Origin of the sequence: Pseudomonas sp. B14-6, from assembly GCF_013260315.1 — a bacterium.
In the GTDB taxonomy this organism is placed as follows: domain Bacteria; phylum Pseudomonadota; class Gammaproteobacteria; order Pseudomonadales; family Pseudomonadaceae; genus Aquipseudomonas; species Aquipseudomonas mandelii.
The window spans coordinates 1595009-1612500 of sequence record NZ_CP053929.1 but is presented as its reverse complement, the minus strand read 5'-3'; the positions used below and the strand labels follow the sequence as shown (position 1 = coordinate 1612500).

The window sequence follows — 17492 nt, the reverse complement described above, 5'->3', positions numbered from 1 at the left end:
TATGGTTAAGTGGGAAACGATGTGGGAAGGCTTAGACAGCTAGGAGGTTGGCTTAGAAGCAGCCACCCTTTAAAGAAAGCGTAATAGCTCACTAGTCGAGTCGGCCTGCGCGGAAGATGTAACGGGGCTCAAACCATACACCGAAGCTACGGGTATCACTTAGGTGATGCGGTAGAGGAGCGTTCTGTAAGCCTGTGAAGGTGAGTTGAGAAGCTTGCTGGAGGTATCAGAAGTGCGAATGCTGACATGAGTAACGACAATGGGTGTGAAAAACACCCACGCCGAAAGACCAAGGTTTCCTGCGCAACGTTAATCGACGCAGGGTTAGTCGGTCCCTAAGGCGAGGCTGAAAAGCGTAGTCGATGGAAAACAGGTTAATATTCCTGTACTTCTGGTTATTGCGATGGAGGGACGGAGAAGGCTAGGCCAGCTTGGCGTTGGTTGTCCAAGTTTAAGGTGGTAGGCTGGAATCTTAGGTAAATCCGGGATTCTAAGGCCGAGAGCTGATGACGAGTGTTCTTTTAGAACACGAAGTGGTTGATGCCATGCTTCCAAGAAAAGCTTCTAAGCTTCAGGTAACCAGGAACCGTACCCCAAACCGACACAGGTGGTTGGGTAGAGAATACCAAGGCGCTTGAGAGAACTCGGGTGAAGGAACTAGGCAAAATGGCACCGTAACTTCGGGAGAAGGTGCGCCGGTGAGGGTGAAGCATTTACTGCGTAAGCCCATGCCGGTCGAAGATACCAGGCCGCTGCGACTGTTTATTAAAAACACAGCACTCTGCAAACACGAAAGTGGACGTATAGGGTGTGACGCCTGCCCGGTGCCGGAAGGTTAATTGATGGGGTTAGCTAACGCGAAGCTCTTGATCGAAGCCCCGGTAAACGGCGGCCGTAACTATAACGGTCCTAAGGTAGCGAAATTCCTTGTCGGGTAAGTTCCGACCTGCACGAATGGCGTAACGATGGCGGCGCTGTCTCCACCCGAGACTCAGTGAAATTGAAATCGCTGTGAAGATGCAGTGTATCCGCGGCTAGACGGAAAGACCCCGTGAACCTTTACTATAGCTTTGCACTGGACTTTGAATTTGCTTGTGTAGGATAGGTGGGAGGCTTTGAAGCGTGGACGCCAGTTCGCGTGGAGCCAACCTTGAAATACCACCCTGGCAACTTTGAGGTTCTAACTCAGGTCCGTTATCCGGATCGAGGACAGTGTATGGTGGGTAGTTTGACTGGGGCGGTCTCCTCCTAAAGAGTAACGGAGGAGTACGAAGGTGCGCTCAGACCGGTCGGAAATCGGTCGTAGAGTATAAAGGCAAAAGCGCGCTTGACTGCGAGACAGACACGTCGAGCAGGTACGAAAGTAGGTCTTAGTGATCCGGTGGTTCTGTATGGAAGGGCCATCGCTCAACGGATAAAAGGTACTCCGGGGATAACAGGCTGATACCGCCCAAGAGTTCATATCGACGGCGGTGTTTGGCACCTCGATGTCGGCTCATCACATCCTGGGGCTGAAGCCGGTCCCAAGGGTATGGCTGTTCGCCATTTAAAGTGGTACGCGAGCTGGGTTTAGAACGTCGTGAGACAGTTCGGTCCCTATCTGCCGTGGACGTTTGAGATTTGAGAGGGGCTGCTCCTAGTACGAGAGGACCGGAGTGGACGAACCTCTGGTGTTCCGGTTGTCACGCCAGTGGCATTGCCGGGTAGCTATGTTCGGAATAGATAACCGCTGAAAGCATCTAAGCGGGAAACTAGCCTCAAGATGAGATCTCACTGGGACCTTGAGTCCCCTGAAGGGCCGTCGAAGACTACGACGTTGATAGGTTGGGTGTGTAAGCGCTGTGAGGCGTTGAGCTAACCAATACTAATTGCCCGTGAGGCTTGACCATATAACACCCAAGCAATTTGCTGACCTGAAAGGGCACCAGATTGCGGTGTGTGAAGACGAAATGAACCGAAAGTTCGATTGTTCACAAACACCGAGATCTATCACATACCCATTCGCTGGAGCGTGCGCCGTAAGGCAAACGACCTGGCTACCGAATTTCTTGACGACCATAGAGCATTGGAACCACCTGATCCCATCCCGAACTCAGCAGTGAAACGATGCATCGCCGATGGTAGTGTGGGGTTTCCCCATGTGAGAGTAGGTCATCGTCAAGATTAAATTCCGAAACCCCTATCTGCGTATGCAGGTAGGGGTTTTGTTTTGTCCGCAGGACAACGTGCTTTTTGAAACTCCGTATGGACTACCAAGAAACATTCAATGTCCCCAGCGAGCCTCATTCATCCTGAACAACGGAATGAACGAATATCTGCTGCCAGGGACTACGGATAGCTGTTAGGCCACGTTTATTGATATGTGCTCATCAATCAAATGCTGCACCACACCCGGGTCCGCCAAGGTGGAGATATCACCCAACCCATCGTATTCGGCGGTCGCAATCTTGCGCAGGATCCGGCGCATGATCTTGCCCGAACGGGTTTTCGGCAGCCCCGGTGCCCACTGGATCACGTCCGGCGATGCAATCGGACCGATCTCTTTACGCACCCAGTTTTTCAATTCCAGACGCAGTTGCTCGCTCGGCTCTTCACCCGCGATCAACGTGACGTAGACATAAATGCCCTGCCCCTTGATGTCGTGCGGCACACCGACCACCGCCGCTTCGGCAACTTTCGGGTGCGCAACCATCGCGCTTTCGATCTCGGCAGTACCCATGCGGTGGCCGGACACGTTGAGCACGTCGTCCACACGCCCGGTGATCCAGTAGTAACCGTCTTCATCGCGACGTGCGCCGTCACCGGTGAAGTACATGCCACGGAAGGTCTTGAAGTAGGTGTCGACGAAGCGGTCATGGTCGCCGTACAGCGTGCGCGCCTGGCCTGGCCACGAATCGAGAATCACCAGGTTGCCCTCGGCCACGCCTTCGATGATGTTGCCCAGGTTGTCGACCAACGCTGGCACCACGCCGAAGAACGGACGTGCCGCCGAACCCGGCTTGAGGGCGTGAGCGCCCGGCAGCGGGCTCATCATGTTGCCGCCGGTTTCGGTCTGCCACCAGGTGTCGACGATCGGGCAACGGGACTTGCCCACATTCTTGTAGTACCAGTCCCAGGCTTCCGGGTTGATCGGCTCACCCACCGAACCGAGCAGGCGCAAACTGCTGCCATCAGCACCTTCAACAGCGGCTTGACCCGACGCCATCATCGCGCGGATCGCGGTCGGTGCGGTGTAGAGGATGTTGACCTTGTGCTTGTCGACGATCTTCGCCACCCGGGTGATGTCCGGGTAGTTCGGCACGCCTTCGAACAGCAGCGTGGTCGCGCCGTTGGCCAATGGGCCGTAGACGATATAGCTGTGGCCAGTGACCCAGCCGACGTCGGCGGTGCACCAGTAAACTTCGCCCGGGCGGTAGTCGAACACGCGCTCGTGGGTCATGGCGGCGTACAGCAGGTAACCGCCGGTGGTGTGCTGCACGCCCTTCGGCTTGCCAGTCGAACCGGAGGTGTAAAGGATGAACAGCGCTTCTTCAGCGCCCATCTCTTTCGGCGCGCAGACACTGCCCGCCACTTTCATCAGGTCTTCGTACCAGATGTCGCGATGCTGGTTCCACTTGATGTTGCCACCGGTGCGCTTGCACACGATGACTTTCTGGATGCTGCTGGTTTCCGGGTTGGTCAGCGCGTCATCGACGTTGGACTTGAGCGGGATCTTCTTGCCGGCACGAATGCCTTCGTCAGCGGTGATGACCACTTTGGATTTGCAGTCGATGATGCGACCGGCCAGGGCTTCCGGCGAGAAACCACCGAACACCACCGAGTGAATCGCGCCGATCCGGGTACAGGCCAGCATGGCGACCACGGCTTCGGGGATCATCGGCATATAGATAGTCACCACGTCGCCGCGGTGCACATCCTGGCCGCGCAAGGCGTTGGCGAACTTGCAGACTTGTTCGTGCAGCTCGCGGTAGGTGATGTTGCGGCTTTCGGCCGGGTCATCCCCTTCCCAAATGATCGCGACTTGATCGCCGCGCTCGGCCAGATGACGGTCGAGGCAGTTGTAGGAAACGTTGAGGGTGCCGTCGGCGAACCATTTGATGTCGACATGGTGATCGTCGAAGGAGGTCTGCTTCACCGTGGTGAAAGGCTTGATCCAGTCGAGGCGCTTGGCTTGCTCGCGCCAGAAGCCGTCCGGGTTGACGACCGACTGCTGGTACATGGCTTTGTAGGTTGCCTCGTCAGTCAGCGTATTGGCCAGAACCTCGGGACGAACGGGATACAGAGAAGCCGCACTCATCTTTCTTACCTCGGTGGAATAGTTGTTTGTGATTTGTCACTGTTTGCAGCCTGAGCACTCAGGCAATTGCGAAACTCAAATCCTGAAACGACTGAGCAGTTTGTCCTGCTGGCCGACGTGGTCCACCATCACTGAACATTGACGAACCTGTTTGTCCGCACTGCCGGATACCTCAAGACTGATATCGCGGATATTGGTCGTGTTGCGATTGATTTCTTCGGTCGTGGCGCTTTGTTCTTCAGCCGCCGCGGCGATCTGCAGGTTCATGTCATTGATACGATAAATGGCCTCGCGTATGCGCTTCAGGGTGTCATTGGCTGCGTTGGCATCCCCGGCAGTCTTGCTGGCCGTATCGCGGTTTTGCTGCATTTGCACTTGGGCGTGTTTCACGCCTGTCTGCAACTGGTCGATCATCTCGCGTATTTCCTGCGTGGATTGCTGGGTTCGCGAGGCCAGTGAGCGCACCTCATCAGCCACCACAGCAAATCCGCGTCCCGATTCGCCGGCACGTGCCGCCTCGATGGCCGCATTGAGTGCAAGAAGGTTGGTCTGGTCGGCGATGCTGGTGATAACCGCCACAATGGACTCAATGTTTTGACTGAGCGTGGACAACTCATTGATCGCATGACCTGTGGCGTCCATCTCTTCAGCCAAACGCTTGATGGCCCCCGTAGATCTGGAAACCAGAGCAACCCCGTCCGCTGTTTCCTCGTTAGCAGCGATTGCCGCTTCGGCAGCGGTTTGGGCGTTACGGGCGACATCTTCGGCTGTCGATGCCATCTCGGTCATGGCGGTGGCCAATTGATCCAGTTCTTGTAATTGAACTTGTACACGGTTGGCTGCCTGGTCCGCTTCGCATGACGTCGCTGTGGTGCTCTCACGAACGCGTTGCGAGCTGTTTTTCACATCGCCAATGAGCGCTTTCAGGTTCTGCAGGAACTGGTTGAACTCTCCGGCGACCAACGCAATTTCATCATTGCCGACCACGGGTAGTTGGCGGGTCAGGTCGCCTTCTCCGCGATTGATGTCTGCCAACGAATCCTTGAGTTGATCCAGGGGGCGCAGTAGCCGCCTTACCAGCAGGCCCAGCACCAACAGGCTAATCAGCACGCCCAGGCCGGTACCGATGACGGCACGCCAGCTCAGGATGTGGGCTGCGGCCATAACGATGTCCTGATCCAGCACCACACCGATATACCAATCCATGCCCTTGAGACCGGAGAGCGGAATGAAGGACACCAGGAGAGACTTCCCACCGCTGCTGACCTGCTGAAGCTGACTGTCGAGAGGCAGAACGCTGCCTGAGAAAAGCTGGTTGTAGGGCTTGCCGTTCAGCTCGGCGTCCGGATGGGAAATAATGTTGCCACTTTTACTCAGCAGGAACGCATAACCGGCCCCACCGAAATCCAGTGTATTGATGGCATCGGCAACCGTAGTCAGACGGATGTCACCACCAAATACCCCGAGCAACTGACCGGCGTCGCTGATCCGCGCGACTGCCGATATCAGAATTTCACCCGTGGTGGAGTCCTTGTAGGGTTCGGTTAAAACCGCTTGGCTACCGGCTTTTCCGGTTGCGTACCAAGGGCGGGTGCGACCGTCATAATCAGGTTTTGGATTCCAGGAGGCAGTGTTCTTGATGGGTTTTCCATCAGACTCAAGGGCGCCGAATAACAGCTTGAATTCATCTTTCAAAATGGGCGAATCGATGATTCGTTGGGTCGCTTGCGCACTGTACTGGCGGTCGATCGCTTGGGACGCCAAATCCATCAGACGCAGTTTGCCGTTCAGCCAGTTTTCGATCTGACGTGCCACAGCATTGCTCGATTCGGAGATGCTCGCCTCGACCTGATGACGCAAAATCGTACGTATCTGCTCTACCTGAACCAGCGACAGAAGACTGGTTGTCACGAACAGCACACAAGCAGCCACAAGGCTCACCTTGTAACGGATTTTCATCGAGGACTCCAAAGGATCGATCAAGGGGAGCAGGGCATCCAGTCCTTGAATGTCAGGTTATCGAGGACGCCTTCGCGAGCAAGCCGGCTCCCACAGCGGGAACGCATTTCAAATGTGGGAGCGAGCCTGCTCGCGAAAGCTATCGGAAGGGCGACACAGGATTACCTGTATCGCCCCCGATTTTTAGAAGAAGCCCAACGGATTGATGTCGTAGCTCACCAGCAGGTTTTTGGTCTGCTGATAGTGATCGAGCATCATCTTGTGGGTTTCACGGCCGACGCCGGACTTCTTGTAACCACCGAACGCGGCATGCGCCGGGTACAGGTGGTAGCAGTTGGTCCACACTCGACCGGCCTTGATGGCGCGGCCCATGCGATAGGCGCGGTTGATGTCGCGGGTCCAGAGGCCGGCACCCAGGCCGAACTCGGTGTCGTTGGCGATGGCCAGGGCTTCGGCTTCGTCCTTGAAGGTGGTGATGCTCACCACCGGGCCAAAGATTTCTTCCTGGAACACACGCATTTTGTTGGTGCCCTTGAGCAGGGTCGGCTGGATGTAATACCCGGTCGCCAGGTTGCCCTCGAGTTTTTCCACCTTGCCGCCGGTCAGCAGCTCGGCGCCTTCGCCCTTGGCGATTTCCAGGTACGACAGGATTTTGTCGAATTGCTGCTCGGACGCCTGGGCGCCAACCATGGTGTCGGTGTCCAGCGGGTCGCCACGTTTGATCGACAGCACTTTCTTCATCACCACTTTCATGAAGTCGTCGTAGATCGACTCCTGCACCAGCGCGCGGGAAGGGCAGGTGCAGACTTCGCCCTGGTTGAAGAACGCCAGCACCAGGCCTTCGGCGGCTTTTTCGATGAAGGAAGGTTCGGCCTTCATGATGTCTTCGAAGAAGATGTTCGGCGACTTGCCACCCAGCTCCACGGTGGACGGAATGATGTTTTCGGCGGCGCATTTCATGATGTGCGAGCCGACCGGGGTCGAGCCGGTGAAGGCGATCTTGGCGATGCGTTTGCTGGTGGCCAGGGCTTCGCCGGCTTCTTTGCCGAAGCCTTGCACGACGTTCAGCACGCCCGGCGGCAGCAGGTCGCCGATCAGCTCCATCAGTACGGTGATGCCCAGCGGGGTTTGCTCGGCAGGCTTGAGCACCACGCAGTTACCGGCGGCCAGGGCCGGGGCGAGTTTCCAGGCGGCCATCAGGATCGGGAAGTTCCAGGGGATGATTTGCCCGACCACGCCCAGCGGTTCGTGGATGTGATAGGCCACGGTGTTGCCATCGATCTCGGCGGCGCTGCCTTCCTGGGCGCGGATGCAACCGGCGAAGTAGCGGAAATGGTCGGCGGCCAGCGGGATGTCGGCGTTGAGGGTTTCACGCACGGCTTTGCCGTTGTCCCAGGATTCGGTGATTGCCAGGACTTCCAGGTTCTGTTCAATGCGGTCGGCGATTTTCAGCAGCACCAGCGAGCGCGCCTGGGCGGACGTGGCGCCCCAGGCATCGGCAGCGGCGTGGGCGGCGTCCAGGGCTTTGTCGATGTCTTCGGCCGTGGAGCGCGGGAATTCGGCAATCGGTTGGCCATTCACGGGCGAGGTATTGGTGAAGTACTGACCTTTGACAGGCGCGACGAACTCGCCGCCGATGTAGTTACCGTAACGAGACTTGAAGGAAACAATGGCACCGGGAGTACCAGGGTGGGCGTAGTTCATGATGGCGTTCTCTTGTAGTTTTTGGTTGTGGCCGTCCTTGGGACGGCCACTGTCAGTTGCACAAGCGCTACAGGCTCAAGAGCCCTGAGGGGTTTCGCCACGTGCCAGACGGGCATTGATGTCTTCGATGACCGCCGGCAAATCAACGATGGTGTCGATCAGGTAGTGCGGGCGGGAACCTTCGAACATCTTGACGATGCGCGCGCGTTCCTCGGCCAATTCCTCCAGGGATAAATCCTTGAACTCTTCATAGGTCAGGCCCAATGCATTGCCGGAGCAGGTCAGCGCCACGGTCCACATGCCCGCACTACGACCTTCCAGAATGCCGGGCCAGGTGTCATCGACCTTTACGCACGCGGCGACGTCGCTAATCCCCAGCGCAATCACGTTGGCCAAGGCTTGAGCAGGGTGCGGGCGTCCATTGGGCACTTCGTCAGTCGCCACCACGTGGTCGGTGACATAACCGTTCTTGCGCGCCAGCTCTACGACTTTCTCCATGACCACAGCCGGGTAGCCTGAGCAGGAACCGATTTTCAGGCCCTTGTCGCGCAAGCCGTTGATGGTGTCGAGCGCACCAGGAATCAGCGCCGAGTGCAGCGCGATCTTTTCGATCTGCAGCGGCATGAAGCGTTCGTAGAGGGCGGTGACATCATCATCGGTTGGCAACCGACCGAAGGCGGCATGGTAGCGGTCGGCAATCTGTGGCTCGTTGCACAGCGTGCGGATGTGGTCCCACTTGCCCATGCCCATCGGTCCGCGAGCTTCTTGCAGGGAAACCGCAACGCCGAACTCGGCAAAGGCTTCGACGAAAATCTGGGTCGGTGCGAAAGAACCGAAATCAACGACGGTGCCCGCCCAGTCCAGAACCACAGCTTGCAGTTGGGAAGGTTGTTTGTAGTCCATGATGATTGCTCCAGTAATGGGTGAGTGATTGATTCGGGTTCAGGAGTTGGTGCCGACAATGACCGGTTGCACTGGAGTTGAGGCCAGCTCCTTGCTTTCCACCGTTTTCGGGCGACTGTTCCAAAATGGAATCAACATCAAGCTGGCCAGCAGCGCCGCGACGGTGAACACCAGGAATATGGTGGTGGTGTCGAAATATCCGGGTAACAGGCCGCCGAGGACCGCCCCTATCGAACCGCAACCGTTGACGAAACCTGCGGCGGAGGCCGCACCGTCCTTACTGCCGAAATCAATGGCAGCCGAGCCGCTCATCATTGAATCCGGCCCGTAGAGTGTCAGGCCCATCATGAATAGCAGGCCAACCACCATGTAAAGACTTCCGCTCTGCATGGCGGGGACGAACAGCGCAAGGCAAATGGTGAGGAGAACCAGGCTAAGGACACAGGCCGGCATACGACGAGCACCGAAGTACTTGTCTGATGCGATACCGATGAGGATCGGACCTGCCAGACCCGCTAGTTCAAAAGCCGTTGGAACGATCGCGGATGCCACTTTGCCAATCTCGGGCATCCGTTCGTAGATAATGACTGGCCCCCACAGGAGGATCGCGTAGCGCGCTGGCTTGAGCATGAAATACGCGAGGCCAAGCACCAGCACAGTTCGATTTTTCATCACCGTGCGCAAGCCAGCCCACATACTTTCGCGCGGAACTGCGACCTTGCTGACGGGTTCTATTTCGATCTCGACGGGAGGCAGGCCGACATCTTCTGGCTGGTTGCGCTGCAGGAAAAAGAACAATACCGCTACAACCAGTACCACCACGGCGCTGCTGATGAACGCTATGCGCCAGTCATGGTATTGGTTGTAGGCCCACCAACCGGCAAACGGTGTCGCTACCAGCCCCCCGAAGGCGTAGCAGGTGCTCCAGTAACCCAGTACGCGGCCGCGTTCGCCAGTGCTGAAAAAACTACCGACGTTCTTGCATAGGCCAGACCAACCGGTGGACTGAGCCAGGCCCTGGATTAACATGCAGGAGGCGAAAATCGGTAAGGTGGCGTAAGTGCCCATAAGTAGCGCAGCTAACGCGGAAATGACGAGCCCGCTAAGTACCACGACCCTCGGGCCGAAGCGGTCAGAGAAGTTGCCCCAAAGAAACTGTCCGACTGCATACGCGGTAAGGTAGAGGGCATCCAGATTGGCCATCATGGACTTTTCGAGGATGAAGTTCGGGTCTTCGCCAATACCCAGTTTGGCGACAGAAAACGCCTTGCGGGTAAAGTAGAAGGCGGCATAGGCCACCCAGGTGATGAGGAAAATTTGCACGCGCCAACGCTGGAGCGATTTCCAGCCGGTTGCGAGAGGACTTGTAGCATTCTTGTTCATGGTGTTCTGATCCCGTATGTGGTGCCAGACAGCGCAAAGTAATTGTTTTTGTTTTCGGTACAGAAAATCTGTCCACGCACACGACATCGATTAGATGGCAGTGAATGGCATCAGGCTTTAAGTTTTAAATTGCCACGGTCACTGACTGCTGCTCGGCATTGCCTAGCGATAAGTCACCGGATCCATGTTTTAAAAAAAGATCCCTGTCCAAAGGTGCTACCCATTGCACCTGTGCTCGAATTGACAAGAACCTTTAAAGGGGCGGTCAGCCTGTCGGCTGTTGCATATCGACGTTCATCGCCACAAGACTGTCGGCGATGGCGCGCAGCAACTGATGGACGATGTATTCGTCGATCTGGCCGATACAGCCAATACGGAAACTTTCGGCTACCGTCAGTTTGCCGGGGTAGATGATGAACTGACGGGCTTTGAGTTCATCGTAGAACCGTTTGAACTCAAAATTTGGATGTTCTGGACTGAAGAACGTGGTGATGATTGGCGACAGCCAACGGTCCTCAAGCAATGTTCTAAAGCCAAGTTCGCGCATGCCGGTGACGAGTACATCGCGATTGCGGGTGTAGCGCGCCAACCGGCCATGCACGCCGCCTTCGGCAGTGTGTTGCTCCAAGGCTTTATGGAACGCTACCACGCTGTGGGTCGGTGGCGTGAAACGCCATTGGCCAGTGCGCTCCATGTAAACCCACTGCTCGTAAAGGTCGAGGCTGAGTGAATTGGCGCGGCCTTTGGCGGCCTCGATCACGGAGCGACGGATGATAACGAAACCGAACCCCGGAATACCCTCGATGCATTTGTTGGCAGAAGACACCACCACGTCGAAAGGTATTTCATCGACCGCCAATGGCACAGCTCCGAAGGAGCTCATCGCATCGATGATCAGGCTCTTGCCATGCGCTTTCACCACATCGGCAATTTGGCGCAGCGGATTGAGAATGCCGGAGCTGGTTTCGCAATGGACGAGGAAGACGTTGGTGACGTCCGGGTTATCCCTGAGCAGGGTGTCCACTTCCTCGGGCTGGGGCGGCAAGTAATCCCCTTTGTCCAGGGTGATAAACGCGCGACCCAGATACTCCAAGGTCTTGGTGGCGCGTTGGCCATAGGCGCCATTCATTAATACAAGCGCTTTACCGTCTCGAGGGATGGCAGTGGCTAAAGCAGCCTCCACCGAATAGCTGCCGCTGCCTTGCAAAGGCACGCAGACGAAGCTGTCGTCCTTTATGCCTGCCATGCTGAGCAAGTTCTGGCGAACTTCAGCAGTGACTTGATTGAAGGAAACATCCCATGAACCCCAGTCGCGCAGCATCGCTTCCTTGGTGGCTTTGGACGTGGTCAACGGGCCTGGCGTCAGCAGGTAAGGTTCACCCAAGGCTGGAGTAGCCAGCGCATGTGTGGTCGGGAATTCAGCTTTGGTCATGATCTTCTCCGGCGGTGTTGTTTTTGTAAGGAGTGATGCATGGGCCAATAAAAACACTCGCCTAGAAATAACTGAAATCGATTTATCACATGTCAATAACAAGCTGAGCTTATAAGTGAGCATGTTGGATCTCGCGCTCTATTATCGCGATTCCATGGTTATCGGGTTCAGATCGCCGCGCCCTGAGCGATCAAAGGCTACTGGGCGGCGCGACGCATCTGTGTTGAACAAAAAAACCGCCCGGCCAATGGCCAGGCGGTTTTTAGTGGCAAGCGTAAATGTTTTCGCTGCGTGATGGAGGCGTTAGCCCTTGTCTGACTTGCCAGCCGCCGCGGCGAATTTCGCCAGACGCACATCCAGTCGACGGGGGCGCAGGTTGTGGTCCTCGGCATGCTCCTTGCGGCGAATGGCGTTGCGCACCATCAGCGAGCCCAGGTAACGGATCGGCTCCGGTGGGAAATGGCCGAGCGGACCTTGCACCAGCGGCGAGCGTGTCCATGGGTTGTCCATCCCCAACACCAGCGATGAGAGGATTTTCCCTCCCATATGACACGGACCGACGCCGCTGCCGGAATAGCCGAAGCCATAAAAGATGTTGCCGCTAGCGCCCATGCGACCGAAGAACGGTAGCCCGGTGACGGAGCGATCGGACGGGCCATTCCAGGTGGCGGCGATGCCGACATCGGCAAAGTCCGGGAAGAACTCCGCAAGGGTGTTGCGCAACAATCCTTTGTAGGGCGAAGGCTGGTCGAATACGGGCAGGATGCGCCCGCCGTAAGCGAAGGTATTGCCACCTTTGCCGAGCATGATCCGGCCGTCCGGAGTGTTGTGGTAGTAATGCACGAAGATACGTGAGTCGAGCACGGTGACCCCGCTGGTCAGGCCTATGCGCTCGAGCAGGTCAGGTCGTGGCTCAGTAATAATCATGTCGCTGGAGACGATGGCTACCGACCGCGAGAACTGTGGAAAGGCACGGGCCATCCAGGCGTTCATCGCCAACACGACACGATCGCAGGTCACTTTCCCGTTCGGCGTGTTGACGATGGTGGGCAGCCCCTCTTCCAAACCGGTCATGGGCGAGCCTTCGTAGATGCGCACACCCAACTCCATTGCGACTCGACGCAGACCACGCACCAGCTTGCCCGGTTGCACACTGGCTGCCGCAGGCGAGAACCAGCCTTCAACGTGTCGGGTTGAACCCGCCATACGCTGTACGTCAGCTAGCGCGCATTTGGAGAAAGAGTTGATGCCATTGCGCTCCAGCGCGGCGATCACCCCGTCGGTCGAACCGACCTGAGCGCGGTTAGTTGCCGTGTAAAGCGTGCCATCGAGACGGTAATCGGCATCAACTGCGTACTTCTCGCAAAAGCTGCCGATGGCGTAAATGCTCTGCTCCGATTCCTTGACCAGGCGTATTGCCTCCTCGACGCCGAACAAGCGTTCCAGGGTGAAGTACTTGGCCGACCAGGACAGTGCGCAGCCGCCGTTGCGCCCACTGGCACCGGCACCGCAGATGTCGGCTTCGACGATGACCACGTCCAGCTCGGGATTCTGTTCTTTGAGCATGATCGCGGTCCACAAACCGGTGTAACCACCACCGACAATGCAGACATCGGCGCGGGTGTTCTGCCGCAGCGGCGGGCAGGGCGAGTCGGGTTGAGTTTTCAGGGCCTGATCGAGCCAGTAGGGGCGCATGAGGTCATCTCCGTTGGAGCGGTTTGAGGGCAGGGTTTCAGGAAGCAATCAGCCGCACGCGGCGACCACGATCATTTCCACGCGCCAACCGGGGTCGATCAAATCCGCCAGGGTGCAAGCTCGTGTGGGGGCATGGCCTTCGGGAAAGAACGCGTCCCAGACTTTGTTGAGCCCTGCATAGTCCTCGCGATGGGCGAGCAGGATACGCACCGAAAGCACCTGCTTGCGGCTGCTGCCGGCACTGAGCAATAGCTGCTCAATACCGGCGAGCACCTCGCGGGTCTGTTCCTCGATATCGCCCCTGAGGTCGGTGGCAACCTGGCCTCCGATGTAGAGGTGGTTGTCGTACCGGACCATGTCCGAGCGGCGTTTTAGGGCTGTGAAACGTTCGATTTCCATTAAGCATTCCCAGGTTGATAGGAGGGCGCAGTGTTCGAACACTGGTCGGGGCTTGTGAAAACCATGCTTGCAGTTCATCGTTTATAAATAAAATCGATTTAACGTATGCATGAATAAGCTGAACCTATGCTGAGGCTTCCCCGATGACGATTTCCCATACTCAACTCAAGGCGTTCCACGCTGTCGCTATCAACGGAAGTTTTACCCGCGCGGCAGAGCAGCTCTGCCTGTCTCAACCGGCGGTGTCCGACCAGGTTCGCAAGCTTGAGGATTACTACGGGGTGATGGTGTTCTACCGCGACAAGCGTCTGGTACGCCTGACTGAAGTGGGCGAGAGGTTGTTCGGCCTGACCCGGCGCTTGTTTGATATCAGTGTCGATGCCCACGACATGCTGATGGACTACCGCACCCTGTCCACGGGAACCTTGAACCTCGCCGTGGATGCGCCGGTGCATGTACTGCCCTATGTCGCACGCTTTTGCAGTCGTTATCCCGGTATCGATGTGAAGATTGAAACCGCCAATACCGATGAGGTGTTGCAGCGGTTGTTCGGTCATCAGGCCGACATTGCTCTGCTGGGGCGCAATATCGAAGACGACCGACTGCTGTCGCTGCCCCTGCGTAGCGATCCGATGCTCGCGTTCGTCGCGCTTGACCATCCCTGGGCGCAACGCGAATCCATCAGCCTTGGCGATCTGCACGACACGCCGCTGGTCCTGCGCGAAAAAGGCTCAGTGACGCGCCTGTGCCTGGAGGAAGAGATGGCAACCGCGGGCTTGCGCATCCGCAAGGCGATCGAAGTGGAAGGCCGTGAAGCCGCGCGCGAAGCCGTGGCGATAGGTATGGGCGTAGGTGTTGTCTCGGCGACCGAGCTTGGCTTCGACTCGCGGCTTCGCGGGTTGCCAATCGTCGATAGTCAGCGACGCTTCACCGAGACACTGGTTTGCCTGCGCGCACAGAGTTCCCGGCGCATCCTGACGACCTTTTTTGAGATGGTTCGAGAGAGATTGGCTGAATGAAGTATGGGGTTCGATGTGGATGCTATCCAGCAACGTCACCCATTAAAAGATCAATGCCTTCGCGTTACATACCTGATCGATACGTAAAACGTTTCTGTTCTTGCGACCCCACTGGTTGCCAGCGATGAGGGGTTCAAATATCAGCCGCTCGTCGAACATCGAGGATTAATCCAAGGTATCAACAACCGCGCGGATTTTGTCGGCGAGAGCCAGCAAATGCTCAGCGTATTGCTCCAGTACGGCTTCGATGGACTGCGGAGTAGATAAGCTGATATTCAAAATGTGATCTTTGTAATTGTGAATGCCCAGAGGAGTGGAAATAGCGACTACTTCAGCTTGCCAAGACGCAGCGCAGTACCCCCTGAGTCGAACACTTTCGCATGATTCTTCGATATCCGTTTTGAGCACCTTCCATCTGGCATCGCAGCGTTTGGACTTGAATTGCTCCATCAGCGTCTGCCGTTTTTGAGCGGGAATAGTTGCAAGATAGGCACGCCCCAGGGATGTGAATTCCATGGGGACTCGCTGGCCGGTTTGTACTGTGCGCGGTGTGTTCTTGCGACTCAGTCGGATCGATTCCAGATAGATCATTTCATCTCGGTCGGCAGCGGCCAAACCTACGTTCACTTTCAGCGTCTGAGCGGCTTCGCGCATCAGCGGCGCGGCAAGGTGTATCAGCGAGCTGCTGTTGTACATGGCATTGCCAAAGCAAAGGGTGGCGGGTGCGAGGCGATAAGCACTGCGCTGGCCGTCGTACACCAGCATGCCGCTGTTGATCAGTGTCTGGGTCAAACGACTGATCGTGGACTTGGATAACCCGGTGCGCTCGCTGATATCGCCATTGCCCAGGTATTCGGTGCCTGCACGGAAGGCTCGCAGAATTTCCAGGCCGCGCTCAAGCGAACGGTTTATCGGCGCTTTGCCGGCGCCCGGCGTATCAAACCCGTCGTCCTCGCTCATCGTGTTCCACCCAGTGGAATTGCCGGATTGTCAATCATGGGGAGCTCCATAGACTTGGGATCAGCGCAAGGCTCTTCAGTTTGGGCCGCTGCCATGCCAACAACAAGAGAGAGATTCCCCATGACGATGTTGCAAAGTGTTACTTCGCCGATCCACATGGCCGTCGATGACGACGGCATCGCAGTGCTGACCCTCAATCGCCCCGAGGCTCGCAATGCGATCAGCGACGAGATGCGCAGCCACATGATCGAGTTGCTGGAAGAGGTGGCAGCGAGCAGCCAGATCCGCGCCCTCATCATCACCGGCACCGGCAAAGGCTTCTGCGCGGGAGGCGACATCAAGGGCATGGAAAAACGTATGAGCGCACCGGCGGGCGAGGTGGCCTTTAACGGCTGGAAGCGCCAGCAGCGTGTGCATCATGCGGTCTCCCTGTTGCTCAATCTGCCCAAACCGACCCTGGCCGCCGTCAATGGCGCTGCCACTGGGCTGGGTTGCGACCTGGCCTTGAGCTGCGACTTCGTGGTGTCCTCCCGGCAAGCCAGCTACGCCATGAGTTACATCGCACGAGGCCTGATCCCCGACGGTGGAGGCTTGTACCTGCTGCCGCGTCGGGTCGGGCTGCCCAAGGCCAAGGAGCTTATCTACACCGGGCGCAGCGTACAGCCTGAAGAAGGTCTGGCGATCGGCCTGGTGGATCGGGTGGTCGACCACGATGACCTGCTCGACGAAACCCGGCGCTGGGCGCTGGAATTGTCCGCTGGCTCAGCGACCGCGCTGGCATTGAGCAAATCCATTCTCAACAACAGCTTCGAACTTACCCAGGCCCAGGTATTGGCCATGGGCAGCCAGGCCCAGGGCATCTGCTACACCTCGGCCGAGCATCAGGCGTCGGTCGCGGCCTTTCTGGCGGCCAAGGCGAAGAGGGGATGAGCATGGATAACATTTCCCGCCTGATGAACCCGCGCAGTGTCGCGGTGATTGGTGCGTCCGGCGATGCGCAAAAGACCTCCGGACGGCCCATCGCATTCCTGCGCAAACATGGCTTCGAGGGCCGCTTGTACCCGGTCAACCCGCGTTACACCGAGATCGACGGGCTGACGTGCTATCCCTCTATCGCCGCGCTGCCCGAGGTGCCTGATGCCGCCATCATCCTGCTCGGTCCCGAACGTGCCAACCAGGCCGTTGCCGAACTGGCGGCCATGGGCACGCCAGCGGCCATCGTGCTTGCCGGTGGTTATGGCGAGGCTGGCGAGGAAGGCATCGCGCGCCAGCAAGCCTTGCAAAAGGCGCGGGGCAACATGCGTATCCTGGGGCCGAACACCATCGGTCTGATCAACCTCACCCAGGGCATCACCTTGTCGGCTAGCGGCGCGCTGGATCAGGATGCGTTGAGAGCAGGCAATATCGCGGTGATTTCCCAGAGTGGCGGAATCCTGGGCTCGATCCTGTCCCGCGGTGCCGCCGCCGGCATTGGTTTTTCCAAGCTGGTGGCGACCAGTAATGAAGTCGACCTGGATGTCGCCGATTTCGTCGACTACCTGGTGGATGACGAAGCCACCGAAGTCATCGCCCTGTACCTGGAAGGGCTGCGCGATACCGAGAAGTTCAGCCGCGCCGCACTCTAGGCACGCGCCGCCGGCAAGCCCATCGTGGTGTTCAAGGTCGGGCGTTCGGAAGCCGGCGCCCGCTCGGCGGCGTCGCATACCGGCGCCCTGGCCGGAGCCGACGCACTCTACGACGT

General features: G+C 57.6%; 11 protein-coding genes, 2 rRNA genes and 2 pseudogenes (1 of these 15 cut by a window edge). 5 read left to right on the top strand and 10 right to left on the bottom strand.

Going from position 1 to position 17492, the window contains the following annotated elements; all coding sequences use genetic code 11:
* Together HP062_RS07230 and rrf are read left to right on the top strand one after the other, a co-directional pair.
* Positions 1–1889, top strand: a 23S ribosomal RNA gene (locus tag HP062_RS07230) (it extends 1003 nt beyond the left edge of the window).
* Between the two features lie 158 nt (positions 1890–2047).
* Positions 2048–2163 (top strand): 5S ribosomal RNA (gene rrf, locus HP062_RS07225).
* Between the two features lie 178 nt (positions 2164–2341).
* Here rrf and acs read toward each other — a convergent pair.
* From acs to HP062_RS07185, 9 genes and pseudogenes are all read right to left on the bottom strand, one after another.
* Positions 2342–4297 (bottom strand): acetate--CoA ligase, encoded by a 1956-nt coding sequence (gene acs, locus HP062_RS07220; protein WP_172791152.1) that lies wholly within the window; start codon positions 4295–4297, stop codon positions 2342–2344.
* Between the two features lie 75 nt (positions 4298–4372).
* Positions 4373–5077, bottom strand: coding sequence for a methyl-accepting chemotaxis protein (locus HP062_RS31435; RefSeq protein ID WP_372242819.1), 705 nt, complete (start codon positions 5075–5077; stop codon positions 4373–4375).
* A gap of 201 nt (positions 5078–5278) precedes the next feature.
* A pseudogene (locus HP062_RS31430) lies at positions 5279–6256 on the bottom strand (cache domain-containing protein); the annotation flags it as partial.
* Between the two features lie 183 nt (positions 6257–6439).
* On the bottom strand, positions 6440–7960 hold the full coding sequence (locus HP062_RS07210) for an aldehyde dehydrogenase family protein (protein WP_172791150.1): 1521 nt from the start codon (positions 7958–7960) through the stop codon (positions 6440–6442).
* A 75-nt stretch (positions 7961–8035) separates the two neighbouring features.
* Complete coding sequence (gene phnX, locus HP062_RS07205) at positions 8036–8863, bottom strand: phosphonoacetaldehyde hydrolase (protein WP_010461068.1); 828 nt, start codon at positions 8861–8863, stop codon at positions 8036–8038.
* Between the two features lie 39 nt (positions 8864–8902).
* The gene (locus tag HP062_RS07200; protein WP_010461067.1) at positions 8903–10246 is read right to left on the bottom strand and encodes an MFS transporter; all 1344 of its coding nucleotides are present in this window, start codon (positions 10244–10246) and stop codon (positions 8903–8905) included.
* A 265-nt stretch (positions 10247–10511) separates the two neighbouring features.
* Positions 10512–11678 (bottom strand): 2-aminoethylphosphonate--pyruvate transaminase, encoded by a 1167-nt coding sequence (locus HP062_RS07195; protein WP_172792552.1) that lies wholly within the window; start codon positions 11676–11678, stop codon positions 10512–10514.
* Positions 11679–11981: 303 nt separating this feature from the next.
* Positions 11982–13373: an FAD-dependent oxidoreductase gene (locus tag HP062_RS07190; protein WP_077749698.1), complete on the bottom strand. Its 1392-nt coding sequence runs from the start codon at positions 13371–13373 to the stop codon at positions 11982–11984.
* Between the two features lie 48 nt (positions 13374–13421).
* Complete coding sequence (locus HP062_RS07185; RefSeq protein ID WP_172791149.1) at positions 13422–13772, bottom strand: RidA family protein; 351 nt, start codon at positions 13770–13772, stop codon at positions 13422–13424.
* Between the two features lie 143 nt (positions 13773–13915).
* Between HP062_RS07185 and HP062_RS07180 the strand changes: the two genes are divergently transcribed.
* A complete protein-coding gene (locus HP062_RS07180; protein ID WP_010461058.1) occupies positions 13916–14791 on the top strand; it encodes a LysR substrate-binding domain-containing protein in 876 nt (291 codons plus the stop codon).
* 165 nt (positions 14792–14956) lie between these two features.
* Here HP062_RS07180 and HP062_RS07175 read toward each other — a convergent pair whose 3' ends face one another.
* Positions 14957–15751 (bottom strand): IclR family transcriptional regulator, encoded by a 795-nt coding sequence (locus tag HP062_RS07175; protein WP_172791148.1) that lies wholly within the window; start codon positions 15749–15751, stop codon positions 14957–14959.
* Positions 15752–15871: 120 nt separating this feature from the next.
* Here HP062_RS07175 and HP062_RS07170 point away from each other — a divergent pair, with 120 nt between their 5' ends.
* Positions 15872–16681, top strand: a complete 810-nt coding sequence (locus tag HP062_RS07170) for an enoyl-CoA hydratase/isomerase family protein (RefSeq protein ID WP_172791147.1) — start codon at positions 15872–15874, stop codon at positions 16679–16681.
* Positions 16678–17490, top strand: a pseudogene (locus HP062_RS30985) (CoA-binding protein); the annotation flags it as partial. The gene HP062_RS07170 and the pseudogene HP062_RS30985, both read left to right, overlap by 4 nt.
* Between the last annotated feature and the right edge of the window lie 2 nt (positions 17491–17492).